Source organism: Bacillus sp. z33 (assembly GCF_058313615.1).
In genome coordinates this window covers 507012-532378 of the sequence record NZ_JBZFQN010000003.1, presented here as the reverse complement: position 1 = coordinate 532378, position 25367 = coordinate 507012, and the positions used below count along the sequence as shown (strand labels likewise).

General features: G+C 38.4%; 25 protein-coding genes. 5 read left to right on the top strand and 20 right to left on the bottom strand.

Annotated elements, in window-relative coordinates:
- Positions 1–11: 11 nt before the first annotated feature.
- Positions 12–329: a YuzD family protein gene (locus AC4G3L_RS14290; RefSeq protein ID WP_491077741.1), complete on the bottom strand. Its 318-nt coding sequence runs from the start codon at positions 327–329 to the stop codon at positions 12–14.
- Positions 330–476: 147 nt separating this feature from the next.
- On the opposite strand from AC4G3L_RS14290, the gene AC4G3L_RS14285 reads away from it, so the two are divergent.
- Positions 477–713, top strand: a complete 237-nt coding sequence (locus AC4G3L_RS14285; RefSeq protein WP_491077646.1) for a NifU family protein — start codon at positions 477–479, stop codon at positions 711–713.
- A gap of 46 nt (positions 714–759) precedes the next feature.
- Here the strand turns inward: AC4G3L_RS14285 and thrB are convergent, their stop codons facing one another.
- From thrB to AC4G3L_RS14270, 3 genes are read right to left on the bottom strand one after another with little or no spacing between them, the layout of a single operon-like run.
- A complete protein-coding gene (thrB, locus tag AC4G3L_RS14280; protein WP_491077645.1) occupies positions 760–1665 on the bottom strand; it encodes a homoserine kinase in 906 nt (301 codons plus the stop codon).
- Positions 1662–2723 (bottom strand): threonine synthase, encoded by a 1062-nt coding sequence (gene thrC / locus AC4G3L_RS14275; protein ID WP_491077644.1) that lies wholly within the window; start codon positions 2721–2723, stop codon positions 1662–1664. Before thrC ends, thrB begins: the two co-directional genes overlap by 4 nt.
- A gap of 1 nt (position 2724) precedes the next feature.
- A complete protein-coding gene (locus AC4G3L_RS14270) occupies positions 2725–4017 on the bottom strand; it encodes a homoserine dehydrogenase (protein ID WP_491077643.1) in 1293 nt (430 codons plus the stop codon).
- A gap of 487 nt (positions 4018–4504) precedes the next feature.
- On the opposite strand from AC4G3L_RS14270, the gene AC4G3L_RS14265 reads away from it, so the two are divergent.
- The gene (locus AC4G3L_RS14265; protein WP_491077642.1) at positions 4505–4987 is read left to right on the top strand and encodes a phosphatidylglycerophosphatase A family protein; all 483 of its coding nucleotides are present in this window, start codon (positions 4505–4507) and stop codon (positions 4985–4987) included.
- Positions 4988–5054: 67 nt separating this feature from the next.
- Here the strand turns inward: AC4G3L_RS14265 and AC4G3L_RS14260 are convergent, their stop codons facing one another.
- The 3 genes from AC4G3L_RS14260 to AC4G3L_RS14250 all read right to left on the bottom strand — a co-directional run bounded on the left by AC4G3L_RS14260 (position 5055) and on the right by AC4G3L_RS14250 (position 8168).
- Positions 5055–5819: a TIGR01457 family HAD-type hydrolase gene (locus tag AC4G3L_RS14260; protein ID WP_491077641.1), complete on the bottom strand. Its 765-nt coding sequence runs from the start codon at positions 5817–5819 to the stop codon at positions 5055–5057.
- A gap of 550 nt (positions 5820–6369) precedes the next feature.
- On the bottom strand, positions 6370–6822 hold the full coding sequence (locus tag AC4G3L_RS14255) for a DUF86 domain-containing protein (protein WP_491077640.1): 453 nt from the start codon (positions 6820–6822) through the stop codon (positions 6370–6372).
- A gap of 47 nt (positions 6823–6869) precedes the next feature.
- Complete coding sequence (locus tag AC4G3L_RS14250; RefSeq protein WP_491077639.1) at positions 6870–8168, bottom strand: EAL domain-containing protein; 1299 nt, start codon at positions 8166–8168, stop codon at positions 6870–6872.
- Positions 8169–8358: 190 nt separating this feature from the next.
- On the opposite strand from AC4G3L_RS14250, the gene AC4G3L_RS14245 reads away from it, so the two are divergent.
- Complete coding sequence (locus tag AC4G3L_RS14245; RefSeq protein ID WP_491077638.1) at positions 8359–8625, top strand: DUF3055 domain-containing protein; 267 nt, start codon at positions 8359–8361, stop codon at positions 8623–8625.
- 52 nt (positions 8626–8677) lie between these two features.
- Here the strand turns inward: AC4G3L_RS14245 and AC4G3L_RS14240 are convergent, their stop codons facing one another.
- The gene (locus AC4G3L_RS14240; protein ID WP_491077637.1) at positions 8678–8953 is read right to left on the bottom strand and encodes a YutD family protein; all 276 of its coding nucleotides are present in this window, start codon (positions 8951–8953) and stop codon (positions 8678–8680) included.
- Between the two features lie 248 nt (positions 8954–9201).
- Here AC4G3L_RS14240 and AC4G3L_RS14235 point away from each other — a divergent pair, with 248 nt between their 5' ends.
- The gene (locus tag AC4G3L_RS14235) at positions 9202–10194 is read left to right on the top strand and encodes a M23 family metallopeptidase (RefSeq protein ID WP_491077636.1); all 993 of its coding nucleotides are present in this window, start codon (positions 9202–9204) and stop codon (positions 10192–10194) included.
- Between the two features lie 191 nt (positions 10195–10385).
- Here the strand turns inward: AC4G3L_RS14235 and yunB are convergent, their stop codons facing one another.
- The 7 genes from yunB to adhE all read right to left on the bottom strand — a co-directional run bounded on the left by yunB (position 10386) and on the right by adhE (position 18951).
- Positions 10386–11150: a sporulation protein YunB gene (gene yunB / locus AC4G3L_RS14230; RefSeq protein ID WP_491077635.1), complete on the bottom strand. Its 765-nt coding sequence runs from the start codon at positions 11148–11150 to the stop codon at positions 10386–10388.
- A 49-nt stretch (positions 11151–11199) separates the two neighbouring features.
- Positions 11200–12312, bottom strand: coding sequence for an HD-GYP domain-containing protein (locus tag AC4G3L_RS14225; RefSeq protein WP_491077634.1), 1113 nt, complete (start codon positions 12310–12312; stop codon positions 11200–11202).
- Between the two features lie 221 nt (positions 12313–12533).
- Complete coding sequence (locus AC4G3L_RS14220) at positions 12534–12833, bottom strand: YunC family protein (RefSeq protein WP_491077633.1); 300 nt, start codon at positions 12831–12833, stop codon at positions 12534–12536.
- A 65-nt stretch (positions 12834–12898) separates the two neighbouring features.
- Positions 12899–14266, bottom strand: a complete 1368-nt coding sequence (locus AC4G3L_RS14215; RefSeq protein WP_491077632.1) for a bifunctional metallophosphatase/5'-nucleotidase — start codon at positions 14264–14266, stop codon at positions 12899–12901.
- Between the two features lie 10 nt (positions 14267–14276).
- Complete coding sequence (locus AC4G3L_RS14210) at positions 14277–15101, bottom strand: sulfite exporter TauE/SafE family protein (RefSeq protein WP_491077631.1); 825 nt, start codon at positions 15099–15101, stop codon at positions 14277–14279.
- Between the two features lie 266 nt (positions 15102–15367).
- Positions 15368–16213, bottom strand: a complete 846-nt coding sequence (locus AC4G3L_RS14205; RefSeq protein WP_491077630.1) for a DUF72 domain-containing protein — start codon at positions 16211–16213, stop codon at positions 15368–15370.
- A gap of 134 nt (positions 16214–16347) precedes the next feature.
- Positions 16348–18951: a bifunctional acetaldehyde-CoA/alcohol dehydrogenase gene (gene adhE, locus AC4G3L_RS14200; protein WP_491077629.1), complete on the bottom strand. Its 2604-nt coding sequence runs from the start codon at positions 18949–18951 to the stop codon at positions 16348–16350.
- Between the two features lie 367 nt (positions 18952–19318).
- Here adhE and AC4G3L_RS14195 point away from each other — a divergent pair, with 367 nt between their 5' ends.
- The gene (locus AC4G3L_RS14195; protein WP_491077628.1) at positions 19319–19624 is read left to right on the top strand and encodes a c-type cytochrome; all 306 of its coding nucleotides are present in this window, start codon (positions 19319–19321) and stop codon (positions 19622–19624) included.
- Between the two features lie 126 nt (positions 19625–19750).
- On the opposite strand, the gene AC4G3L_RS14190 is transcribed toward AC4G3L_RS14195, so the two are convergent.
- From AC4G3L_RS14190 to sufD, 5 genes are all read right to left on the bottom strand, one after another.
- Positions 19751–20632, bottom strand: coding sequence for a mechanosensitive ion channel family protein (locus AC4G3L_RS14190; RefSeq protein WP_491077627.1), 882 nt, complete (start codon positions 20630–20632; stop codon positions 19751–19753).
- Between the two features lie 304 nt (positions 20633–20936).
- Positions 20937–22334: a Fe-S cluster assembly protein SufB gene (sufB, locus tag AC4G3L_RS14185; RefSeq protein WP_491077626.1), complete on the bottom strand. Its 1398-nt coding sequence runs from the start codon at positions 22332–22334 to the stop codon at positions 20937–20939.
- A 65-nt stretch (positions 22335–22399) separates the two neighbouring features.
- Positions 22400–22834, bottom strand: a complete 435-nt coding sequence (gene sufU / locus AC4G3L_RS14180; protein ID WP_491077625.1) for a Fe-S cluster assembly sulfur transfer protein SufU — start codon at positions 22832–22834, stop codon at positions 22400–22402.
- Positions 22824–24053, bottom strand: a complete 1230-nt coding sequence (locus tag AC4G3L_RS14175; RefSeq protein WP_491077624.1) for a cysteine desulfurase — start codon at positions 24051–24053, stop codon at positions 22824–22826. The genes sufU and AC4G3L_RS14175 overlap by 11 nt, the downstream gene beginning before the upstream one ends.
- Complete coding sequence (gene sufD / locus AC4G3L_RS14170) at positions 24053–25357, bottom strand: Fe-S cluster assembly protein SufD (RefSeq protein WP_491077623.1); 1305 nt, start codon at positions 25355–25357, stop codon at positions 24053–24055. Before sufD ends, AC4G3L_RS14175 begins: the two co-directional genes overlap by 1 nt.
- Between the last annotated feature and the right edge of the window lie 10 nt (positions 25358–25367).

The window sequence follows — 25367 nt, the reverse complement described above, 5'->3', positions numbered from 1 at the left end:
TATAAAATTCACTATTCATCTTTATAGCCATATTCCTTTAAAGCTTCCGAAATCGTTCTTAATCTCGGGTTTCCTTCACCGACTATTTGTCCGTTCAGGATGACCAATGGATAAAAGTATTCTCCTTCAGCAACTTTCACAGCTATTTCTTTTATTGACGGGTCTTCTGGCGGATGATAGATATCGATATACGTAATGGTTAATGGCTGATTCGGAAATTTCCTGGATAAAGCAGCCTGCAGCCACTCATATGTTTCCTTCGATGATGGCATCCCAACACAGCTTGCACATATTTGTGTCGCTCCATACACATATAAATTAGCAACCATCACCTTTTCTCCCCCTAATTAATCTCTTTTATTTTCATCTTACATAATTTAAATAAAGGAAACAAATTTTAACTGTAAGCTAAGGAAAGGAGATAGCTTTTTTAAAGTAAAATCATTATAATATGAGTAGGAAAGGAGTCGATAGCCATGGCAGAACAAGAGTTGTTTGGGCAAGTTCAGAATGTACTTGATAAATTGCGTCCATTTCTTCTTCGCGACGGCGGCGACTGCGAGCTGGTTGATGTGGATGATGGAATTGTAAAATTACGTCTTTTAGGGGCTTGCGGAAGCTGTCCCAGCTCCACGATCACACTGAAAGCTGGCATCGAACGTGCACTTCTTGAAGAAGTTCCAGGCGTTGTTGAAGTTGAACAAGTATTCTAATCACCAAAACATAAACAGCGATTCCCCTATAGTGGAATCGCTGTTTTTATTTCAGTATTTGGAGAACTGCTCCCTTATCTACCATTGGAACATGCAGTACAGTCATTTCTGGGAACTTCTTTTGCAGACGCTCACAAATTGAAGGAACGGCTTCATGAGGAGCCAACGTGAAAATAGTCGGTCCTGCTCCACTAATCGAGCTTCCAAATGCCCCTGCCTCTTTTGCTATCCGTTTAATCCTTGAATAGTGAGGAATTAATTCACTGCGGAACTTTTCATGAAAGCAATCCATCTCCATCATCTCTCCAACTAGTTTCCAATTATTTGTGGCAGCAGCTGCTACTAATATATTTGCTGCTGCACTTGAAGAAACCGCTTGAGGATGCGAAAGTTGGACTGGCAATACACTGCGTGCTCTTTCAGTATTCAACTCAAAAGGAGGAATGATTACAATCGCCTGAACATCCCCAATCGGTAAGGCTACCAGATTGGTTTCATGATCATTATGTAAGCCAACGATTAAACCTCCGTAAATGGAAGCCCCCACATTATCAGGATGCCCTTCTTCTATACTCGCAAATCTCAGTTTTTCTTGTTTACTCAATCCCAGGTTGCAACATGCATTGGCAAGCTCGACTCCCGCAACAATCGCAGAAGCACTGCTGCCCAATCCTCTTGCCAAAGGGATTTCACTTTCCACAATCAATTTACAAGCCGGCATTTCTGCTCCAAAATAGGTTGCTGCTTTCTTAGCCATACATACAATATAATTTCTTTCATCTGTAGGCGTAGATTTTAGCTCTTCCGATTTCACGATGACCTTCCATTCATTAGATAGAACAGCCTCTATTTTTAAGTACAAGCCTAATGCTATTCCAATGGAATCAAATCCCGGACCCAAATTAGCTGTGCTTGCCGGTACTTGGATGTGCAACTTGCCAGGCTGGTTCATGATAGAAATACACCGCCAAAGTATTTCGCCAATTCATCTACATCATTTTCAATGACTTTTGGGGTTATATGGCTACACTCTACAGCTGTAGCAGGGTCTTTAAGTCCATTACCGGTTAACACAGCGACAACTGTTTGTCCCTTCTTGATTTCACCAGTTTGCAATTGTTTATAAATACCTGCAATAGAAGCACAGGAGGCCGGTTCAGCAAATACCCCTTCTTTTCTGGCTAATAATTGATAGGCCTGCACAATTTCCTCATCGGTTATTTCATCCATTTTACCATTCGATTCCTTTACCGCCTCAACCGCATATTCCCAACTTGCCGGATTTCCGATTCGAATAGCAGTCGCAATGGTTTCCGGTTGTTCAAACACCCGATTATGAACAATCGCTGCAGCACCCTCTGCTTCAAACCCTCTCATTTCCGGGAGACCGGTTTGGTAATGCTCATTATATTCTTTAAACCCCTTCCAATAGGCTGTAATATTGCCGGCATTTCCAACCGGTATAGCCAGTATATCAGGTGCTTTTTCTAATTGTTTGCAAATCTCAAAAGCAGCTGTTTTTTGTCCTTCAATTCGAAAAGGATTTACCGAGTTCACAAGAGTGATCGGATATTGAGCACTGATTGAGCGAACCATGGCCAATGCTTGATCAAAGTTTCCTTTAATGGCATAAATTTCAGCTCCATACATAACAGCCTGTGCCAGCTTTCCCATTGCAATTTTGCCATCCGGAATGACAACAATACACCGTAAACCTGCTCTGGCAGCATAAGCTGCCGCTGCCGCTGATGTATTACCGGTTGAAGCACATATAATTGTGTCACTGCCTGCTTCAATTGCTTTCGCCACTGCCATCACCATGCCTCGATCTTTAAAGGAACCTGTTGGATTTGCTCCCTCATATTTGGCATATAAATCTATTCCCCATTCTTTTGAGAGGGCATTACAATGAATCAACGGTGTATTCCCTTCCAACAGACTCAAGTTTGGAGTCTTGGCATTCACTGGCAAAAAATCTTTAAATTCCTGTAATAGCCCATTCCAGCTCATCTTAAACTCCTCCTTCAACTCGGTATGTGCTTTTGATCGAATATACTTTTTCATGTGATTCCAGCTCTCGCAAAACCTGATCAAAATTAGATAAAGGAGCCTGATGTGAAACAAGTATAATCTCCGATAATTCATTTACTTTAATCGGCAGCTGCATAATTTTCTCAAAACTTATCCCGTGATTAGCAAAAATAGATGTCAGTTTGGCAAATACTCCGACCTCATCCTTTACATGTATTCGCAGAAAATACTTACTAATCATTTCTTCATCTGTCTTTAATTTCTTTTCAAATTGGGGTATAACCGCACTCCGGCCATTTACCTTTAATCTCATGTTTTTCATGATTGCGACAAGGTCTGATACAACCGCTGTTGCTGTTGGCAGGCTCCCGGCTCCCGGTCCGTAAAACATTGTTTCCCCAACAGCCTCACCATACACATACACTGCATTATATTCGTCGTTTACAGTTGCAAGAGGGTGTTCCTCCGGTAAAAGGGTAGGTTGGACGCTTACTTCTACTTTCTGATTGCTTCTCTTGGCAACCCCCAGTAGTTTCATGGTATAGCCCAGTTTTTTACAAAGTGCTAAATCCTCCTCAGAAACAGCTGTAATTCCCTGAACCTTTACATCATTCAAACCAATATTCATCGAAAATCCCAGGGTAGCCAGAATCGCCATTTTCCTTGCTGCATCTAAACCGCCTACATCAGCAGTTGGATCTGCTTCAGCAAACCCAAGCTTCTGTGCTTCATCTAATGCATCCTGATAAGAAACCTTTTCTTTGGTCATTTTTGTCATAATATAATTCGTCGTACCATTGACAATCCCCATTATTTTAGTAATGTGATCAGATGCCAGTCCATCTACCAAGCTTCGTAAAATTGGGATTCCTCCAGCTACACTTGCTTCATAAAATAAATCACAGCCATTCTCCGATGCTGTACGCAATAAACCCGGTCCATAGACCGCCATTAAATCTTTATTGGCTGTTACAATATGTTTTTTATTTTTTAATGCTTGCATCAACAATAAGTAGGTGTCTTCCACACCTCCAATTACCTCAATGATAATATCAATTTCGGGATCAGAAATGATTTCCATAGGGGATGTCGTTAAAAGTTCAGACGCTAAATCCATCTCCCTTTCTTTATTTAGATCTTTAACAAGGATTCTTTTGATCTCAATCGGGCAACCAACTTGATGCATCAGTTTGTCCTGATGGTTTTGAATAATTTGTACAACACCTGTTCCGACTGTTCCCAGCCCCAGTAATCCAATAGTAATTGGTTTCACCCTATCCCTCCTATTTTGTCCTTATTAAAAATACATTTGTCTATGTATAAAAGACATTATAAATATAAATATACCTGCTTACAACTTAAATTGTTTAAAAATATAATAAATTTTACTCTATTGTTTTATTATACATAATATTCTAACTATTTTTTAAAAATAATTAGAACAGCCTCTCAGCATAAGAGTGATTCTCTTGCCAATTACAAAGGATATTCTTCTCTGCTTCAAGTTTATTCCTTAAGTACTCCCTGTCTTAACTGCCTCTCCAGCTTATTTCTCGTCATTCTTATTCAGTAAAAAACTAATCACCTCTTTTCACCAAACTTACTAAGATATAGAAAGAAGATTTTCTCTCTCATTTATCAAGGACAAAAAAAGATTATCCCGTTCCAGCAAAGATGATGGGGCTGTTTCATTTTCTCTTTATCACTATTTGTATGTACTATAAATGGAAGTCGGTGTATATTTTATGAAAGGCAAACCCATGGATAAAACCGAACAGACTGCACGAAAATGGCTAAATGACCGTGGTGTATCAATCAAGGAAATCGGTGAATTAGTCATGTATCTTCAACATATGTATCATGAAAACTTGCAATTGGAAGATTGTATTTACAATGTGGAACGCGTTCTTGCTAAACGTGAGGTTCAAAATGCTATTTTAACAGGCATTCAGTTAGATATGTTAGCTGAAAAGGGGTTATTGGAGGAACCTATACAGTCCATTATTAAAAGCGATGAAGGTTTGTATGGCGTAGATGAGAATCTTGCATTAAACATTGTTAATGTATATGGATCCATCGGCTTTACCAACTATGGATATGTCGATAAGCTTAAACCAGGGATACTGAAAGAATTAAATGATAAATCAACTGGAAAATGCCATACTTTTCTTGATGATATCGTTGGAGCCATTGCAGCTGCAGCCTCAAGTCGCTTGGCACATCGTGTTGAAAATGTGGAATAGACATAAAATAAGAAGGGACTCACTTTAAAGGAAATATTTCCTTAGATGTGAGACCCTTTTTTTAAAATTAGATGGTCCATTGATCCAATGAATCGATTGTATAGGTCGGCTTTTGATCATACCCGTTTAAATGTTCTCGGGTCGTAACACCTGTATGAACAAGCAGTGTGTCAACTCCGGCATTTATTCCAGCCATAATATCTGTATCATAGTTGTCACCAACCATTAGGGTTTCTTCCTTAGCTAATCCGAGTACCTTCATGGCCTGTTCCATAATAATAGATTCCGGCTTTCCGATAAAAATAGGCTCCGTTTGTGTGGATACGGTAACAACGGAAGTTAAGGATCCGTTCCCCGGTAACAGGCCTCTCTCCGTTGGAATCGCAATATCTGCATTGGTTGAAATGAATGTGGCTCCATTACGGACAGCCAGACAGGCTACCGTTAATTTTTCATATGTAATACCACGGTCAATACCAGTAATTACAAAATCAGCATCTTCTTCTTTAAAGGCAAATCCTTTTTCTTTGCATGCTTCAATGATACCGTCTTCACCGATAATAAAAACGGAGGCATCCTGTTTTTTCTCATATATATAGTTTGCGGTAGCCATGCTTGTTGTAAACACTTGCTCTCCTGTAGCAGGAATTTCAAATTGACGTAGCTTTTCAGCTACCTGCTCAGGAGTACGTGATGAATTATTCGTTACGAATAAATAAGGAATATCCTGTCTCTTAAGTTCTTGCACAAAATGGACAGCTTCCAGTATCCTTTCCGTTCCTTTGTACATCGTTCCATCTAAATCAATTAAATAACCTTTATACTTTTTCATACGCTTGTTCTCTCCTGGACGTGTTAGATTTACTCCATTTACTTTACCACAGTAGAATTCAATCGAAAAGCGGAAGCCCGTTAGATAGCTCTCCTATGTTTAATAGGGCTTTATATATTATTCCTTATTTAGTATGTCAAATTTTGCAGAAAGGTTACCCAGTTTGTTTTTTTGAAATTGAGCTCTCCTTTTACCCCTGGAAAGAGTGTTTGGCTGGATTTTAGTCAACTTCGGCTGGTTTACGGCTCACTTTAGATCAATTTCCGCTCACTTCGGCTGGATTATCCCGTTTCCTGCTCTATTCCCTCCCACTTTGGCTCGGGTTCCGCCTTCCTTGGCCGCACTCTTCATTTATATTTGTTAAAACAGACTCTCTTTTCCCCCTGGAAAGAGCGTTTGGCTGGATTTTAGTCAACTATGGCTGGTTTACGGCTCACTTTGGTTCGATTTCCGCTCACTTCGGCTCGATTATTCCCGTTTTCCGCTCTATTCCCGCCAATTTGGAAATAAAAAATAAACGACAAGCATACCGGCTCATCGTTTCTATGTACTATAATTTATTATATGGTTTAAAAGCGGTCACGACACCTAACTCAGTTTCAATATAGCTTCTTACACATGCTGGGAACTGTTGAATGGTGCTCAAATTTTCATAGATTGCTTTTTGCAGGTTCTCGTGATGAATAGCTGTGTAGGTTTGTACGAGTGCTTTTCTATAGGGCAGCAATGCTTTTAAATTCGGCTCCATTTCTGTGCCAATCACTTTTTCATCCAGCAAGATATCAATAATGTCTTCATAGCTGCCAGGGTCTCTCATGATAAAACCATCTATCATTGCATTTCCGACATCCAGGATTGCATCTATGGTTGTTTGAAAGATACGCTCTAATGCCAGACTCTCAATAACTGATTCAGTCCAATCTTCTTTACTCTCCAGTAGATTTGTCTGTGTTTCTATATAGCACAGTTTATCCTCAATTGCTTCTCGATCTACGAAGTACATCCTGTATTCCTCCTCATCATCTCACCATATCGATTATCTTTATAAGCTTATATGGTGGCCAACGAAAGTTCAAGAAATTGTGGTCTTCCATAAAAATATCCTTGAGCGAGGTCTACCTTATTCCGTTTCATCACTTTGGCTTCATCTTCATTTTCAATTCCTTCTGCCACGACAAGGGAACCAGTTTCTTTAGCAATTAGCAGCAAGCCTTTAAGCATAGATTCTTTCACACTGTTGGAATGAATATTATGTATGACTGTACGATCGATTTTTATGATATCAGGCAATACTTCACCGATAATATGCAAGCTCGCATAGCCAGCTCCTGTGTCATCAATAGCAATCCTGATTCCAATTGAACGCAAATAGCATACATTTGCTCTTAATAAATGAATTCCTTCAATCGAATCTCTTTCTGTTATTTCAAATACAACCATAGACGGATCTATCTCATATTCCTTTAATAGCATCTCTACATGACGTGAAAAATTACGTTCTCCCATCGTAATGGGTGTGAAATTGATAAAAATATCGCCCTCTATTTCTGTCTTTTGTATATGCTGAAATACCTTTTCCAGCACAATCATTTCAAGGGTAAACAATCTGCCTGTTTGTTTAGCAACAGCAAATAACGTTAAAGGGTTTTCAAGCTTCGTTCCAGCTGGACCTCTCGACAGCATTTCCCAGGCTTTCACTTTGCCCGTTTCTACATCTAATATAGCCTGTGACATCAGGCGAATCGATTTATCATGGATAATACCAGTAAGCTGATGAATCATTTCATTATAATCCGGCTCTACTTCATTACGAGCCATCGAATGTGCCAAAACGAATGCCCGATTAACTGCTGTTTCGACATTTTTATATGTACGGTCACAGTACATATACCCATGTCCAACTGTAAACTCAATTGGTGAATGTCTGTATACATGAGATGTCATGACTGACTGGTGTATATTTACTATGATATTATCCAATGGATCGGCGTCTGGTGTGGACAACGGCATCTTCACATACAAGACAATACTATCCCGATTAAAATCCTGAACACCCATAATATCTGTCGTACAAATATATGTTTTAATAGCGTCCTCAAAGTCTTTTTTCATCTCATAAAAGAAGGAATAATAGGCTTGCTCACCCGCCATTTCCTTCAATTCATCCATTTTGCTCAAATGAAATACAACGACAGCGATTTCATTTTGATTTCCAAATGCTTTTGTTATCCTAGAAACAATTGGGTTTCTCATTGTGAATTTTGGAGGATAGAACAGAAGTCTGGAATCCGGAAGAAAAAAGGATAGCCATTTATTCCATTTCACTCTTCCGTTATTGGTACGAACCATATTACACAATCCTCTCACAGAAGCATAGTAGGAATTTATATCCAGTATACTGAACACTTATTATAAACCTATTATATCCTTTTTTATAAATTTTTGTTGAAAAATGTTAAAATAATACAATAATTGAACAAAATAAAAGCTATACATTTAAAAGGTGAAATACTACAAATCAAAATGGCGGAGGGATTATATGTCAGAACAATTTTTTCTTTATGATGATACACTTGATACGAAAACAAGGTTTGTCAGTTTTATGGGGGACAACAGCAGAATTGACCTTGCTTTAACCCGAACCGATCGTTTTTATGGAAAAACACTCGTGTTGGATATGCAGGGAAATCGATTTGCCATTATTGGTCCAGATGATTTGGAGGAGCCCGGTTATTTGGAATACGCTTTTTCTATTACGAGTGATGAGGCACTGGATTGGAAGAAGTTTTTAGACGAGATTATCTAATAGCATAATCGATGCATAAAAGCCCCCCATTAAAAAATGGAGGGCTTTTCAATTACTTTTTAGTCTTCTTTAAGATAAAGTATGAACAGCCAAAATTACAGTATTCATAAAGGTATTCTTTGATGGTGCTGATCTTATTATCGTACGATGCTTTTTGATTTTGGTCATCAAAAAAACCTTTAAGGCGAAGCTGCCCATATCCCCAATCCCCAAGAATATAGTCGTAGCGGTTTAATATCTCACTGAAACGGCTTTTAAAAGTTTCTTCATTAAACCCATCACCATATTCTTCTACAATCTCATATTGAGTGTTATTAATGGTAATCATTTGTTCACCTCTTACTCATTTCATCCATGATTTGTTTCCTTATTATATCATTCTCCACATATAACCATGAAGTTTTTTATTTGCGTCTTCGAATGGTGCATAATTGTCTTCCATTTACTTTACTACCCTTTACCTGCTCTTAGTAGGATGAGCAATCTTATATGAATTACAATTACTTTCCAATTTCCAACTAAAATAATCATCCATATTTTTCGGTATACTAACGAACAAGTAAAGGAGTGTTCCATATGTTCTATCGCGTATTGATTCTATTCATCCTGGCAGCTACGATTTCTACTTGTATACCCATGCAGGCTGCAGCTAGTCAAGATGAGCAGCAACTAATTAAAAAACGAATGGAATTGTACAAACAAGTCGAAGACTCCACCCTACTACCCTGGTATTATATAGCTGCTTTTGACCAATATGAACGAAGTATCAGATTAGCTCGAAAAGATCTCCCGGACCCTAATATATTAGGTATTCTAATCCCCCCTGATAAGTGGACCGGCCTTGCAAATTTAAATAATGAAGACACTAACCCATTAACTATTTCTTTTTTTGGGGGCATGGGGCTAGATGGTGATCAGGATGGAAAAGCAGATCGTTCCAATGAATATGATCAATTAGCTGCAATCAATCAGTATTTGCTTTCTTATGGAATAGATAAGGATAATTTCCGTATTGGAATATGGGAATACTATAAAAGGGACAGGGCAGTGAGTATTATTATGAGCAATGCTGAATTATTTAAAAAACATCAAACCATTGATTTGCAGAAAAAAGCTTTCCCTGTACCTCTCGGCAGCCATTATACATATAACAGCACATGGGGAGTTGCCCGCGGCTGGGGTGGCCGCCGAACTCATGAAGGCACAGATATCTTCGCAAATTATGGTGTACCTGTCAGGTCTACCTGTTACGGAATTGTTGAGCTGAAAGGCTGGAACAAATTCGGTGGATGGAGAATCGGGATTCGTGATATTAATAACACCTATCATTATTTCGCCCATCTGAATGGTTTTGCAAAAGGGATTAAGGTCGGCCAATTAGTTGAACCAGGTACTCTCCTTGGCGGTGTTGGCAGTTCTGGCTATGGCCCACCCGGCACATCAGGAAAATTCCCTCCCCATCTTCATTACGGAATGTATAAAGAAAACGGACGAACTGAATGGTCCTTTGATCCATATCCATATTTAAGACTTTGGGAGAGGAAAGAACGAGCTGCAAAAGCAAAGTGAAAATTTTGAACTGATATGAAAAAGACGGATATATCTTGTAAATAAAGAAATGGCCTGAATCCTGCATGAAACAAAATTCAGGCCTTTCACTTTGTCTTTCATCTTTAAATACATTTAAGCGTTCACTTAAAGCTTCCCTGAGGTGTAATTAAAACTAAACAACCAAAGGGGACCAATTCCTAACAGAACCTCTATTTTGTCGGCACTTGAATGGCTGGACTTCCCCCTGTTCCACTGCCATTAAAATAAGTTGGGACATGACCGGAAACGACTCTCATCCCCATTGGAATACTTGTGGTAATCTTCGTTGGCTTTGAAGCAAATGGAATAATTACCTGTGCATGAACTTCAACCTCTAAATAGACTTTAATGAGTGCGTTGTTTATTCCATATGGCTCCAAAGTTGTTTTTACGTCACTTTGAACATCACTTATGGTTTCCATTCTCACCGGGATTTTGGGACCAAGATTGCCCAATAAAGCATTATTGGTAGCTTTCCCAAGGGGTACCTCATGAATGGTTCCTTTTGAACGTTTTGACTCTGCCATTACTTGATCCTTTAAATAATCAAAGGATGATAAATTGCCATTTTCTATTTGACTTAATTGCTTTTGAATAAGTAAAGAAGTTTCTGAACGAATCCTGTTAATAATTTCAGTGTTAAACTGGATTCCGTCCACTGCTATATTATCTCCCTGCTTCGGTATATCTGTAATTATTTCATTCATATCACTATTTTTGGAAATGGTTTCTTTTATCGCATGATTAATGACCAAGCTGGTAAGTTTTTTGGTTTCAGATTCGGCATAACGCATCAATGTGGGTTCAATAGCTGCATTCACAATCCAAAGGCTGAGCAAGCTTGTTGCGATAAAGAAAAGAAACGTAATAAGGAGGACATGTTTAACAGGCAAGGGACCTCTCATAATAGTTCGTTTCCTTCTAATTCGTTTCATAAAAAATCCCCTCCTTACAAGTATATCTATGCTTGTAAGGACGGGATTATTAGCTTAATTTCTGGGAGTGGCTGCTGTAAGTGACGTCACATTTTTGAATGGTGACATCCAACTGGCTTTTCAAATCAACCTCATACCTAAATGGTAAAGGTTCACCATTTTTTTCATACACTTCTATGACTGGACGATCGCTAAAACCTATATTTTGCCTGGATACAATCCCTTTGCGTTCATCGCTTAATACCACTGCTATACCTACTGGATATATGGCTACTGATCTCTTAAATGCATCTACAACTTCTCTATCAAACTTCGTGCCGACGCCTGAATACAAAAGTTCCAAAGCTTCACTTGGCAACATGGCATTCCGATATACCCGGTTAGATGTAACAGCATCAAAAACATCTGCGACAGCAATAATTTTAGCCATGTACAGGATTTCATTGCTTTTTAGCCCGCGGGGATATCCACTTCCATCAAGTCGTTCATGATGTTGATAGGCACAATGAGCAACGAGTAATGAAAGACTATGGACCTGTCTGAGTATGTTGAACCCATCCTCCGAATGCTGTTTAATCAAATGGAATTCCTCTTCCGTCAGTTTGCCAGGTTTAAAGAGGATTTCTTCTGGAACGGTCATTTTTCCCACATCATGCAGAATGGAACCAAGTCCTAAAGTTTTTAATGTTTCTGGCTTTAATTTCAATTCCAATCCTATGGCGAGTGAGTATAACGTAACATTTAAAGAATGATTAAAAACATAGTTGTCAAATGTAAAGATATCAGAAATAATATGAAATAAATCCTGGTGACCTTTTAATTCATCTGTAAGTTGATCGATAAGTTTTGACATGCTAAGGGTAGCATGATCTATAACCATACTTTTAGATTGCTTGATCTCGTCTTTCATATTCTCAAAAGTATCTTTAATTGTCACAATAGCTCCTCTTCGGAGTTTATCAGGAATACTATCTTCAGGAATTATATGACTGGTTTCTACTTCATCAATATAAACATATAGGATATTGTATTTCTGCAGCCGTTTAATGTGCCAATCTGTAATTTGCACACCTTTATTCAAGAGGATCCGGCCCTTCATATCAACGATTGGCTTTCCTAGAACGGCACCCGATGATAAATAAGCTGTCTGAATGATTCTCATTTTTTATACCTCTGTTAAGGAAAAGGATTAAAATGTCTATAATTTGACATCTTTCCACTTATTATAACAGATTAAACCAAATATCTTTTTAATTTTTGGAATATATTATAAATAATTGCTTTTTTTAGAAAAAATGAGTTTATCCAAACTCCAGCATTATAATAGTTCTAAAATGTATCTGAATCCAAAAAAGAAGAGCATTCCCTATATCGAGGAATACTCTACATGAACTGAATCGCATCTTTTCCAATCATTCCCGGGATAATCCCTCTCTTTTTAGCTTCATCGGTGACCGATTCGAGCGGAGCATTTAGTAATTCTTCAAAGGTACGTACCCCTACGGCTCTGCCGGCGATAATCCCACGTCCATTAAGCCTTTCATTCAATAACCCAATATCCAATGCTCCGCACATAATATACCCCTCCTGTCCTGATATCACCAGGAGAGATGTTTTTGGCAACTGTACACATACTCCCTTGTATAATTTTCCGGCTATTTCAAAGGGCAACATTTCTATCATGAGCTTCACCCCTTTTTCAAGGTATCATTTCATAAAGTATATGACTATTCACAGGAATAATACCCTTAAGATACTTCCATAGCTAATTTCCAGGCAAGAATATCTCTTAGAAATTCCGGCATAAGATACATCTTATTCTCAATCTCCCTGACTGCCGGAAACAAATATCCAAATGTAAACATATCAGGGATAGCTACGCGGTAAATTTTATTTTTTTCGATACTTTGACCGTTATGCAGCCACTGACTTTGATTCTCTATATCTATCATTTGTATCCCTGCATATACAAATATCCCCATCACTTTCCCTCTGAAACCAAGACCCTTTACTTGGAAGTGAGGCCATTCAGGATTGCGGGTCATGTTTAAGATTTGGATTAATTTTTCTCCATTTATCGTCAAAATACATGGATTGATTGGGTGTGGACAAATTTTATGGATATCATATTTTGTCACAACGCCGGCTTTCAAACCATCCAGTAATAAACCTGAATTTACTATAGCTATATCTGTTTTACACCAATCCTTTAAACCTTGGCAAAGTATATCAGGAAGATCCGATTTATGAAACCAGTCTGTTTTTAGGGGCTGTTTTAACGTAAGAATCGCTTCATCCAGTGATATCTCACCGATTCTATATAATTTATTGGCCAGTTCCTGTTCTTTTTCTGTCAATCCATCTACCCTCATATCTTTTAGAGTAGCCCGTGTTGTAATAAATCCTTCATCTATCGTTAATTCAACATGCCCGACAAACATGCCATATTTACCTGCACAGCAGAGGAGGGTATTATTAATCTTTTTTCCGCTATGCAGAATATGATGAGTATGCCCGCCAAGAATAATGGTGATTTCCGGATGTTTAGCAGCAATTTTTTCATCACTTGGTAAGCCTAAATGAGAGAGTAAAATAATGATATCTGCTTTCCCTTTTAATTCATTCAGAATACGCTCTATTTCCATGAATGGGTCTGTTATGGACCATCCAAGGAGCTCATATAATTCAGTAAATGGTGCTGTTACTCCAAAGAAAGCAATCCGTCTCCCTTGCGGTGTTACCCTGATATAATAGGGGATAGCCCATTCAGGTCTACTTCCATCAGGTTTATAAAGATTGGCCACGGTTACCGGGAATTTTGCTTCCTTGTATAATTGATCCAATTCATCATGTGGTAAAGTAATTCCCTCATTATTACCAATTGTTGCGCCGCTGATCCCAGCCTCATTTAATAACCGGACGTTCCCTTTTCCCATTGTACCTTCCGTATAAGGATGAAACCGGTCAACATGATCACCAATATCGAGCTTAAATACAAGATCTCCCGCTTCTTCATAACCTGCTTGCTGGTTGTTCATATATGTCACAATTTTATCCCAATGTTCAAAATGACTATGTAAATCATTTATATGAAATAAATGAATGGTTTCTTTCATATTCTCACCTCTAGATAAGCGCTTGTACCCCTTCCCAGATCAATTTTATGCCAACGACTACCAGCATAATTCGGAGTGCGATGACCAAGGTGGTACTTTTCATTTTTGTATTAGCATATGCACCCAATTTTGCTCCAATATATCCGCCTGGAATGAGGGCCAATGCATAGAGCCAGATGACATGGCTTTGCAAGATATGGCTAACGGATCCAATAATGGATGAGAAGAATATTAACAGCATCGATGTTCCTACAGCGACGTGGGGAGGGAAATGGAAAGCTAACAGCATCACAGGAACCATGAGCGAGCCTCCGCCTATCCCAAATAAAGAGGATAAAAAACCAACAACAAAAGAAACTAATATAGCACTGCTTTTTCTGTATCCATATTGGTGCTCTTGCCCTTCCTTATCTATGTATGTACGGGTAACCATGCCATTAAAATCGCTCTTTTTCGGCTTAAGTTTATTCCTTATCATTAGCAGAAAGGACATAAAGACCATTAAAATCCCAAAGAGGATATTAAAGGCTTCCACATTTAAATAGGAATTGGCCCATCCACCAATTAAACTGCCCGGTGCAATTCCAAGCAGAAATAAATAAGCACTTTTATAATCTACTGTCTTCTGTTTTAAATAGGCAAGGGTAGAAGACAATCCTGTAAAGATCAGGGTGAAAAGAGAGGTACCAACAGCCATTTGGGGGTTGATGTTACCAAGAACTCCACCAGATAAAAAAAGAAGAATCGGAACGATGATAATTCCCCCTCCCAATCCAACCAGAGAACCGAAAAAACCGGCTGTCAATCCAACGATAATTAATAATAAATAACTCATATGATCCGCCTTCCAATGATACAGTATATATAGATAAAGCTAAGTGATTATAGTTAGTTTTCATTTATATAATTAATAATGCATGGGTGTTATTGTGACGAAAAATCGTCTTGGCGCCAGCCCAATAAATTCCTTGCGATTTTCTGCTATCCACCGGAGTCTTTTAACTTATTTTTAGTCGATGTTTGAACTTCCACTGAATTAATTTCTTATTCTTGTATTTATCTCGCACCTGCCTGAGGCGGGAGATTTCTGCCTTAGTCAAGTTAAAATAAATCCATCTGTCTCGGACTTAAATCCTGATAGGTAATTCCTAATAATTTTTGAAATTCTTTCGCATTACCAGCTGCGTCACCACCGGAATTATTATTGAATAACACAATAATATCCTTTGTATCCTTTGCTAACTCCGTAATTCTCATTCTCCATTCAAGTAGCTCTTCTTGATTATATTTATATAAATAACGAACTTCACGCCAATTCGCATCATTCGGTTTATTCCAGCCATACACGTTTCTTCCATGCATCCGTACAAGTGTCAGTTCTGAATTCGTCGCAATGGGGACTGTCGGGACAGAACCCTCTCCAGCCTGTGGTTCATCCACAACAGAATGAATCCAACCTTCCTCTTTCATAAAAGACAAAGTTGCTTCTCTAAATTTTTCGTTATACCATGATTGATGCCGAAATTCCAATGCTATCTTACAATCTCCCATCATTTCTTTACAATATCTTAAATAATGGACATTCTCTTTGTTACAATCAAACCATGGCGGAAATTGAAACAGAACCATCGCCAATTTATTTGCATCTATGTATGGCTTTAAGGATTCCTTAAAAGCAAGAAACATATCTTTCTTTGTCTCAAAAGGGATATCGCCACGCTGATGCCCTGTCATTCCCTGATAAGCTTTAACCACGAAACGAAACGTATCCGGTGTTTCTCTTACCCATTTCTCCGCATTCTTGATCGGTTGTACAGCATAAAAGGATGCATCAACTTCCACTACTGGAAAATGGCTGCTATACTCAGCCAGTTTATCTTTAGCTTTTATATTCGCAGGATATAGGGTATCATGGTCACCCCATCCGGTTACCCCAATATAAATCATAAAGGATCCCTCCTACGTCATATCATAGCATATGAATGCAGATACTTGGCTAATGGTGCTTCTCCATTGATAAATACCATTGTACAAAAAAAGACAGCACCAGGGTGCCGTCTTTTTAACTGTTTAGATACCTTTTAGATACCTTTATACGCTTCTCTTAAAATTTCTTCAAGTTCACTGATAAGAGGTAATTTTGGATTGGCTGTTGTACATTGATCTTCAAATGCACGCTCTGCCAATACTTTTACTTGTTCTTCAAAACGTTCTTCCGTGATTCCTTGTCCTTTAATGCTCATATCAATTTCTAATGATTTACCAAGTTCAGTGACAGCCTGAATTAAGGATTGAACCCCTTCTTCCATTGTATTTGCAGGAAGTCCCAGCATTCTTGAGATTTGCGCATATCGTTCATCCGCACAATAGTATTCATATTTTGGGAAGAGCGCATGTTTTCTTGGACGTATCGCATTGTAACGGATAACGTGAGGCAAAAGAATCGCATTGGAACGGCCATGTGGGATATGGAATTCAGCTCCAATTTTATGTGCCAGACTATGATTTATTCCAAGGAATGCATTGGAGAAAGCCATTCCTGCCATACAGGAAGCATTATGCATTTTCTCACGCGCTTCCTCATTGGCTCCATCATGGTACGCTGTTTTTAGGTTATTAAAGACAAGCTCGATTGCTTTTAAAGCTAATCCATCTGTATAATCATTTGCCATAACGGATACATACGCTTCAATCGCATGTGTTAGTACGTCCATACCAGTATCGGCTGTGATGTTTTTTGGAACGGTCATGACAAACTGCGAATCCAGAATGGCCACATCCGGTGTTAGGGCGTAGTCAGCCAAAGGATATTTTACATTTGTTTCCTTATCTGTAATAACGGCGAATGGTGTTACTTCAGAACCAGTGCCGGATGTTGTCGGGATGGCAACAAATTGGGCTTTTTCACCTAAGTCAGGATATTTAAATGTACGTTTCCTGATATCAATGAATTTTTGTTTAATGTTAAAGAATGTAGTTTCCGGTTGTTCATAGAATAACCACATCCCTTTAGCCGCATCCAGCGCGGAGCCCCCGCCTAAAGCGACAATCACGTCGGGTTCAAAACTGTGCATTAATTTAGCTCCCTTGAAAACTGTTTCATCAGATGGATCCGGTTCTACATCTGCAAACATTTCAATGGCTTCAATTCCTTTATTTTTCCATAAATATTCTTTAACAATATCCACATAACCAAGGCTTACCATACCAGGATCAGTTACAATAAAAGCACGTTTAATTTTTCTCATTTTTGCTAAATATTGTGTTGAATATTTTTCAAAGTAGATTTTAGGCGGCAATTTGAACCATTGCATATTATTACGGCGTTGTGTCATCTTTTTCACGTTAATTAGATGAGTAGCCGATACATTCTCAGAAATTGAATTATTTCCATATGAGCCACAGCCCAGTGTCAAAGATGGGATGAAGGCATTATAGATATCACCAATTCCCCCTTGAGCAGATGGAGCATTTACAATGATGCGGCAAGCCTTCATTTTCAATCCATATTCCCGTTGGATTTGCTCATTCGTACTGTGAATAACGGCAGAGTGTCCAAGACCGCCAAGGTTTAGCATATCCATACAAGCCCCAAAGCCCTCTTCCGTAGATTTCACACGGATACAAGCCAATACTGGACTTAATTTTTCACGGGATAAAGGATATTGCGGACCGGCGCCATCGATTTCGGCAATCAAGATTTTTGTATGCTCCGGTACTTTGATTCCAGCCATTTCAGCTATTTCCTCAGCAGATTTACCAACTATATTGGCATTAACGGCACATGTACTTTCATCAATAACAAGACCTTCTAGTTTCATTAATTCTTGACTATTTACAAAATAGCAGTTGTTTTTAATAAACTCTTGTTTAACTTCTTCGTAGATTTCATCATCTACAATAATTGCTTGCTCAGAAGCACAGATCATTCCATTATCGAACGATTTGGATAAAATCACATCATTGACTGCGCGTTTTAACTTAGCAGACTTTTCAATATAACATGGTACGTTACCAGGGCCTACACCAAGTGCCGGTTTACCTGTTGAATATGCTGACTTCACCATTCCTGCTCCACCTGTAGCAAGCACTAATGCAATATCTTTATGATTCATTAATTGCTTGGTTGCTTCGATAGATGGATGTTCAATCCATTGAATACATCCCTTAGGAGCACCTGCAGCCACAGCCGCATCATGTAAAATTTGCGCTGCCATCTTGGAGCATTTCTGTGCTGATGGATGGAAAGCAAATATGATGGGATTACGTGTTTTAATCGATATTAAGGCTTTAAACATAGTAGTGGAAGTTGGATTCGTAACCGGTGTAACACCAGCGACAATTCCGACAGGTTCTGCAATATCCATTACACCTGCTTGTTCATCTTCATGAATGACGCCAACGGTTTTATCATATTTAATACTGTGCCAAATATATTCAGTCGCAAATATATTTTTAGTACATTTATCTTCATAAATCCCTCTGCCAGTCTCTTCAACTGCCATTTTGGCTAAAAGCATATGTTGGTCCAGACCGGCAATTGCCATTTGATGAACAATATCATCGATTTTTTCTTGATCAAATGTTTCAAATGTTCTCAGGGCAGATTTTCCATTTTCAATTAACTCTTCAATCATCTCAGAAACGGTTAGGACTTCTTCTAATTTTTCTTCTTTAATAGCCACTATAATTTCCTCCTTATAGAAAATCGTTTAATGGTCACTAATTGTCCCGCCGGGATAATTAGCGTCCCTACTAGTGAAAAAAATTTTGACATCCTATCTGATAAGTTTATAATATCAGATTATTTAAAAACAATCTGTAAATAAATTGTGAACATTCGCTCTAATTTTATCAAAAACAATATGTGAAGTATATCACAAACTTAGTATATGCTTGATTTGAGCAAATGTCTATCTGTTATTTCGTTTTTTTTAAATATGAGTCCTTTGTCATAGATTTATCGATACTCTATACAAACCTTTATAGTGGACAAAAATTGAAACTTCAGTAAAGTAATTCTTAGATAACCCAGAAAGGAGAAAGAATCCAATGTACAAGAAAGCACTCCTGCTGATTGGCTTGGCCTTTTCATTAACAGCCTGCTCTTCCGGTAATGAAGAAGAATCTCAAAAGCCTCAAACGGAAGAAGAAAAAATATATGCCAATAATTGCGCTTCCTGTCATGGCAATGCCTTAGAAGGCTACGCGGGACCGAAATTAGATGATATCGGAAATAAAATGAGTAAAAAAGAAATTTTAGAAACGATTAACGATGGTGCAACAGGAATGCCAGCAGAAATAATTCAAGGCGAAGAGGCAGAGAAGGTTGCTACATGGCTTGCTGAGAAGAAATAAAGAACCTTACCTTTATTCTCTTTAATTATTTCCTATACTCAGAAAACTGTTCATTATATAAATAAGTTTCAATAGGGAGTAACCTTAATCATAAGAAATGCCGTCACCATTTGATGACGGCATTTCTTATTGTTCTGTATATTCTTTTTGTCTATCTTGTATAGAAAATTGTTGTGATGCTAAACAAATTTGGTTATCGTACAGTTTTTGAGCTATGACTTTCTTCACCAATTGAGCTGCTTCTAAATAGTGTTCATCATCCACAGTAGCTTTCACAGAAAAGCGATAGCCATAGAGGCTGCTATCTAAAGAAGATAATCCATGGACTTGATATGGTTCGAGATATTCACCGAATATATCCTCTTTAAGATAAATGTAGTGCTTTTCGTTGAGCTCAACACATGCCTGACCAAGTAACTCTTCTATTTTCTCAGGATTTTCCTTGAAACTTACGATCACACTCTCAAAAACCCTTCTCTTTTCTACATTACCATTTTCTACTTTTCGGATTTCACCATTCGGAACAGTCATCAGTTTTCCGTTCACTAAACGAATTTTTACCACTCTAAATCCCATTTCCTCGACAGTTCCACCATCAATCTCCCCATTAACATGAACAAAATCTCCTCGCTGAAATTGTTTTTCAAATATCATAAAAAATCCAGCCAGAAGGTCAGTCATAATCTTTTGGGCCCCGAGCCCCACTACTATCCCTAATACTCCACCCGCTACAAGTATATTTTTAATATCTACAAAGGGTTTAATCATAGCAAGAATAATAATAAAAAAAGCTAAATATGTAGACGTGTTGCGTACAACGGATTCAATTGTTTGTTCTTTTTTCTCACTAAAAAAATGGGTATGTTTAAAAAAATTGTGGAGAATAAACCTAACCAAATAAATTAAAGCATACGTGATTATAACCGTGTAAAGAATAGATAAGCCATAGCTTTTAAGTTGAGTCCAATCAATATTGATAGTATTTTGTATTCTATTAAAAATATCCATTCCCATCCCCCATTTTAGTATTAAACTTACTAAATACTACTAAAAATACTGGTAATATCCAAGTATAGTAGAAGGTTTTTTGTAATTAATTCTAATTAACAGTAGTTAGAAGCAGAAGAATTGCAGGGTCCAAAACTAAGTGGATTCGTGATTATTTAGGTGGGACCTAAAGGTCATAAGTGTAACATAAACGAGCTATAGGTATTTAACTCGACTTTTATTGCATCTTTTAACTTTGAATCAAAAAAAGAATCCGAAATTAGATTCGGATTCTTTCATGAATATGGAATTTGTTATATCAGGATTATCCGATAGAACCTTCCATCTCAAATTTAATTAATCTGTTCATTTCAACGGCGTATTCCATTGGCAGTTCTTTCGTGAATGGCTCAATGAATCCCATAACAATCATTTCTGTTGCTTCTTGTTGTGAAATACCTCGGCTCATTAGATAGAAGAGCTGCTCTTCAGATACTTTAGAAACTTTCGCTTCATGCTCAAGAGAAATATTATCATTGTGTATTTCATTATATGGAATTGTATCGGATGTTGATTCATTATCCATAATAAGCGTATCGCACTCAATATTGGAGCGAGCTCCATCCGCTTTTTTACCAAAGTGTACAATACCGCGGTATGTTACTTTACCACCATGCTTAGAAATTGATTTAGAAACAATAGTGGAAGAAGTATTTGGAGCCAAGTGTATCATTTTAGCACCGGCATCCTGATGTTGACCTTTACCGGCAATGGCGATGGAAAGAGTCATTCCACGAGCGCCTTCTCCGCGTAAAATACAAGCTGGATATTTCATAGTAAGCTTGGAACCGATATTTCCATCAACCCATTCCATTGTACCATTTGCATCTACCACTGTACGCTTTGTTACAAGGTTATACACATTGTTTGCCCAGTTTTGGATCGTTGTATAACGGCAGTAAGCATTTTCCTTAACAATGATCTCAACAACTGCACTGTGAAGTGAATTCGTTGTGTACACAGGAGCCGTACAGCCTTCTACATAATGCACGGAAGCATCTTTATCAACGATGATTAAAGTACGCTCAAATTGACCCATGTTCTCCGAGTTAATACGGAAATATGCTTGCAATGGAGTATCCATTTTAATACCTGGTGGTACATAGATAAATGATCCACCGGACCATACTGCAGAGTTTAATGCAGCAAATTTATTATCAGCTGGTGGAATTACTTTTGCAAAATGTTCACGGAAAATGTCTTCATTTTCACGTAAAGCGGAATCTGTATCTTTGAAGATGATTCCCATATCTTCCAAATCCTCTTTCATGTTATGATACACAACTTCGGATTCGTACTGAGCGGAAACACCAGCAAGATATTTTTGCTCCGCTTCAGGAATACCCAGCTTATCAAACGTACGTTTGATTTCTTCAGGTACTTCATCCCATGATTTTTCGGATTTCTCGGATGGTTTTACATAGTACGTAATTTCATCAAAGTTTAATCCTGCAAGATTGCCTCCCCATTGTGGCATTGGCATTTTATAAAAAAGTTCAAGAGACTTCAGGCGGAAGTCCAGCATCCATTGTGGCTCGTTCTTCATGCGAGAGATTTCTTCAACAATCTCACTAGTTAAACCGCGTTTAGAACGAAAGATGGAAACGTCCTTATCATGAAAGCCGTATTTATAATCACCGATATCAGGCATTTTTTTAGCCATCGATCGCTTCCTCCATTCTTTCTGGTATGAGCTGCTCCCTATACACAGCCCATACCTTGTCATTTTTATTTTTCGTTAAGCCCTTTTTCCATAGCTTTCCAGGCAAGCGTTGCGCATTTAATCCGTGCTGGAAACTTACATACACCCTGTAGGGCCTCTATATCACCAAGGTCCAAATCACCTTCGTCATATTCCTTGCCTAACATCATATTTGAAAAAATTCCAGCAAGTTTCATTGCATCCTCGATGCTTTTTCCTTTAATGATTTGTGTCATCATAGAAGCAGATGACATTGAGATAGAACAACCTTCTCCATCAAACTTTGCATCGTGTACAATTCCATCTTCTACTTTTAGAGTAAGGTGGATTCGATCTCCACAAGTAGGATTATTCATATCAATCACAAGGCTGCCGTCTTCCAGACTTCCTTTGTTCCGTGGATTTTTATAGTGATCCATAATTACTTGCCTGTAAAGGGTATCTAGATTATTAGAAGCCATTACTGAAATACTCCTTTGTTTTAACGAGTCCTTCGGCCAAACGGTCGATATCTTGTTCCGTATTATATAGATAGAAACTAGCTCTCGCCGTTGACGAAGCATTTAACCATTTCATAAGAGGCTGTGCACAATGGTGCCCTGCTCTGATGGCAATCCCATCAGCATCCAGCACAGTAGCCACATCATGCGGATGAACATCCTCAAGATTAAATGTAACTACCCCAGCTCTTGATTTAGGATCTTTAGGACCATAGATTTGCAACCCATCAATACCTGATAATTTATCAAGTGCGTAAGCAGCAAGCTTATGCTCATGCGCTTCAATATGGTCAAGGCCAATTTCATTTAGGAAATCGATTGCGGCTCCCAGTCCAATGGCGCCTGCAATTATAGGTGTGCCAGCTTCAAATTTCCATGGAAGCTCTTTCCATGTAGAATCCTGCAACCCTACAAAATCAATCATCTCTCCGCCAAATTCAATTGGTTCCATTTTCTCCAGATATTCCTTTTTCCCATACATGACACCAATGCCTGTTGGTCCACACATTTTGTGGGCGGAAAAGGCGAAGAAATCACAATCAAGATCCTGAACATCCACTTTCAGGTGGGGAGTGCTTTGCGCACCATCGACCACCATAACGGCACCATGTTCATGTGCAATTTTGCCGATTTCTTTAACTGGATTGATCACACCGAGTACATTCGATACATGCATGACCGACACAATCTTAGTTTTTGAAGTGATTACTTCTCTAACTGTTTCAATCGAAATGGTACCGTCTTCCTCAAGTGGGATATATTTTAGCGTGGCGCCAGTAGCCTTAGCTACTTGCTGCCACGGAATGATATTACTGTGATGTTCCATCATACTGATCACAATTTCATCTCCAGCTTGAAGATTTGATCTTCCGTAGCTGGCTGCAATCGTATTAATAGAAGTCGTTGTTCCTCTTGTAAAGACAACTTCTTCGATGGATTTGGCATTAATGAACTTTCTTACCTTTTCACGAGCTCCCTCATAAGCATCCGTAGCTATTGTTCCAAGCGTATGAACACCACGGTGTACATTTGAGTTATACCGTTTATAATACTCATCAATAGTCTGAATGACGGATACTGGCTTCTGTGATGTTGCTGCACTGTCCAGATATACCAATGAATGACCATTGACTTTCTCATTTAAAATTGGGAAAAGTTCTTTAATAGTAGTTGGAATCATTATTTAACTTTCCTTTCAATTACCTCTGTTAACTGCTTTTTAACAGCCTCTACAGGTAACTGATTGACTACTGGGGCAAGGAACCCATGGATAATTAAACGTTCTGCATTTGACTTACTAATCCCTCTGCTCATTAGATAATAAAGTTGAGTAGGATCCACACGGCCAACAGAAGCTGCGTGGCCTGCTGTTACATCATCTTCATCAATCAACAGAATAGGATTCGCATCCCCACGTGCTTTTGGACTAAGCATTAATACTCTGGATTCCTGTACGGCGTCAGATTTAGTTGCACCATGTTCAATTTTACCGATTCCATTGAAAATAGAAGATGCTTCATCTTTCATAACACCATGCTTCAGGATATATCCATTTGAATTTTTGCCAAAATGAATCACTTTCGTTGTAAAGTTTTGGATTTGTTTACCCGTACCAACAACTACTGTTTTAGTATCACCATAAGCACCGTTACCATGTAGGTTCGTAATATTTTCTGAAATCGTATTGCCATCGTTCATTAAGCCCAATGCCCATTCTATTCTTCCATCATTTCCTACAGATGCATTACGGTTTACATAGGTTTTCATGTCTTTGGATAATGTGTCAACTGCACCATATTTAACGGTTGCATTGTCTCCGACTACTACCTCAGAAATGATATTTCCAATGGTTTCTTTCCCATCAACCAGTGAAATATAGTTTTCAACGTATGTGACGGAGCTGCTCTCTTCTGCAACAACTAGTACGTGATTATATAACTCAGTATCCGCATGATCAATCATGAATACAGCCTGGATTGGTTCTTCCACTACTACATTGCGTGGAATATAAAGGAAAGCTCCCCCATTAAAAAGGGCTGCATGCAAAGCTGTCAGCTTATTCGTATTTACAGGGACACTTTTCGTCATGAAGTATTTTTGCAATAGTTCAGGATGATCTTTAGCAGCAGTTCTGATGTCTGTAAAAATAACCCCTTTATCACGCAGCTCCTGCGAAAGTGTTAAATATGCAGCTGTATGGTTTCGCTGTATATATAAACTTCTATTCTCATTAGGATTGATCAGTTTCTTCACGTCTTCAGTGAGTTCATCAATAGAAGTAAATGTCTCACTTGTAACGGAGTTCACTTTCATATCCTCTAAATTCCATTTATCAATCTTCGTTTTATCAGGTTTAGGCATAGGCAGCTCAACTGAGGCAGAAAGAGCGTCTAAACGGAAGCTTTCAAGCCAGGCAGGCTCACTATGTCCTTTTGAAAAAGAAGATATAACGTCTTTTTCGAGTAATGTAGTTTCGATTGTCATAACGATCCTC

Coding starts and splice junctions, on each gene's coding strand:
- sufB (WP_491077626.1), bottom strand. CDS start 22,334: ATGGCTAAAAAAATGCCTGATATCGGTGATTATAAATACGGCTTTCAT.
- AC4G3L_RS14245 (WP_491077638.1), top strand. CDS start 8,359: ATGTCAGAACAATTTTTTCTTTATGATGATACACTTGATACGAAAACA.
- AC4G3L_RS14260 (WP_491077641.1), bottom strand. CDS start 5,819: ATGAAAAAGTATAAAGGTTATTTAATTGATTTAGATGGAACGATGTAC.
- AC4G3L_RS14240 (WP_491077637.1), bottom strand. CDS start 8,953: ATGATTACCATTAATAACACTCAATATGAGATTGTAGAAGAATATGGT.
- AC4G3L_RS14205 (WP_491077630.1), bottom strand. CDS start 16,213: ATGATTTATATTGGGGTAACCGGATGGGGTGACCATGATACCCTATAT.
- sufU (WP_491077625.1), bottom strand. CDS start 22,834: ATGGCTTCTAATAATCTAGATACCCTTTACAGGCAAGTAATTATGGAT.
- AC4G3L_RS14215 (WP_491077632.1), bottom strand. CDS start 14,266: ATGAAAGAAACCATTCATTTATTTCATATAAATGATTTACATAGTCAT.
- AC4G3L_RS14285 (WP_491077646.1), top strand. CDS start 477: ATGGCAGAACAAGAGTTGTTTGGGCAAGTTCAGAATGTACTTGATAAA.
- AC4G3L_RS14265 (WP_491077642.1), top strand. CDS start 4,505: ATGGATAAAACCGAACAGACTGCACGAAAATGGCTAAATGACCGTGGT.
- AC4G3L_RS14255 (WP_491077640.1), bottom strand. CDS start 6,822: ATGTACTTCGTAGATCGAGAAGCAATTGAGGATAAACTGTGCTATATA.
- AC4G3L_RS14220 (WP_491077633.1), bottom strand. CDS start 12,833: ATGATAGAAATGTTGCCCTTTGAAATAGCCGGAAAATTATACAAGGGA.
- AC4G3L_RS14225 (WP_491077634.1), bottom strand. CDS start 12,312: ATGAGAATCATTCAGACAGCTTATTTATCATCGGGTGCCGTTCTAGGA.
- AC4G3L_RS14195 (WP_491077628.1), top strand. CDS start 19,319: ATGTACAAGAAAGCACTCCTGCTGATTGGCTTGGCCTTTTCATTAACA.
- AC4G3L_RS14175 (WP_491077624.1), bottom strand. CDS start 24,053: ATGATTCCAACTACTATTAAAGAACTTTTCCCAATTTTAAATGAGAAA.
- AC4G3L_RS14235 (WP_491077636.1), top strand. CDS start 9,202: ATGTTCTATCGCGTATTGATTCTATTCATCCTGGCAGCTACGATTTCT.
- yunB (WP_491077635.1), bottom strand. CDS start 11,150: ATGAAACGAATTAGAAGGAAACGAACTATTATGAGAGGTCCCTTGCCT.
- AC4G3L_RS14250 (WP_491077639.1), bottom strand. CDS start 8,168: ATGGTTCGTACCAATAACGGAAGAGTGAAATGGAATAAATGGCTATCC.
- AC4G3L_RS14290 (WP_491077741.1), bottom strand. CDS start 329: ATGGTTGCTAATTTATATGTGTATGGAGCGACACAAATATGTGCAAGC.
- AC4G3L_RS14210 (WP_491077631.1), bottom strand. CDS start 15,101: ATGAGTTATTTATTATTAATTATCGTTGGATTGACAGCCGGTTTTTTC.
- thrB (WP_491077645.1), bottom strand. CDS start 1,665: ATGAACCAGCCTGGCAAGTTGCACATCCAAGTACCGGCAAGCACAGCT.
- sufD (WP_491077623.1), bottom strand. CDS start 25,357: ATGACAATCGAAACTACATTACTCGAAAAAGACGTTATATCTTCTTTT.
- AC4G3L_RS14190 (WP_491077627.1), bottom strand. CDS start 20,632: ATGGATATTTTTAATAGAATACAAAATACTATCAATATTGATTGGACT.
- thrC (WP_491077644.1), bottom strand. CDS start 2,723: ATGAGCTGGAATGGGCTATTACAGGAATTTAAAGATTTTTTGCCAGTG.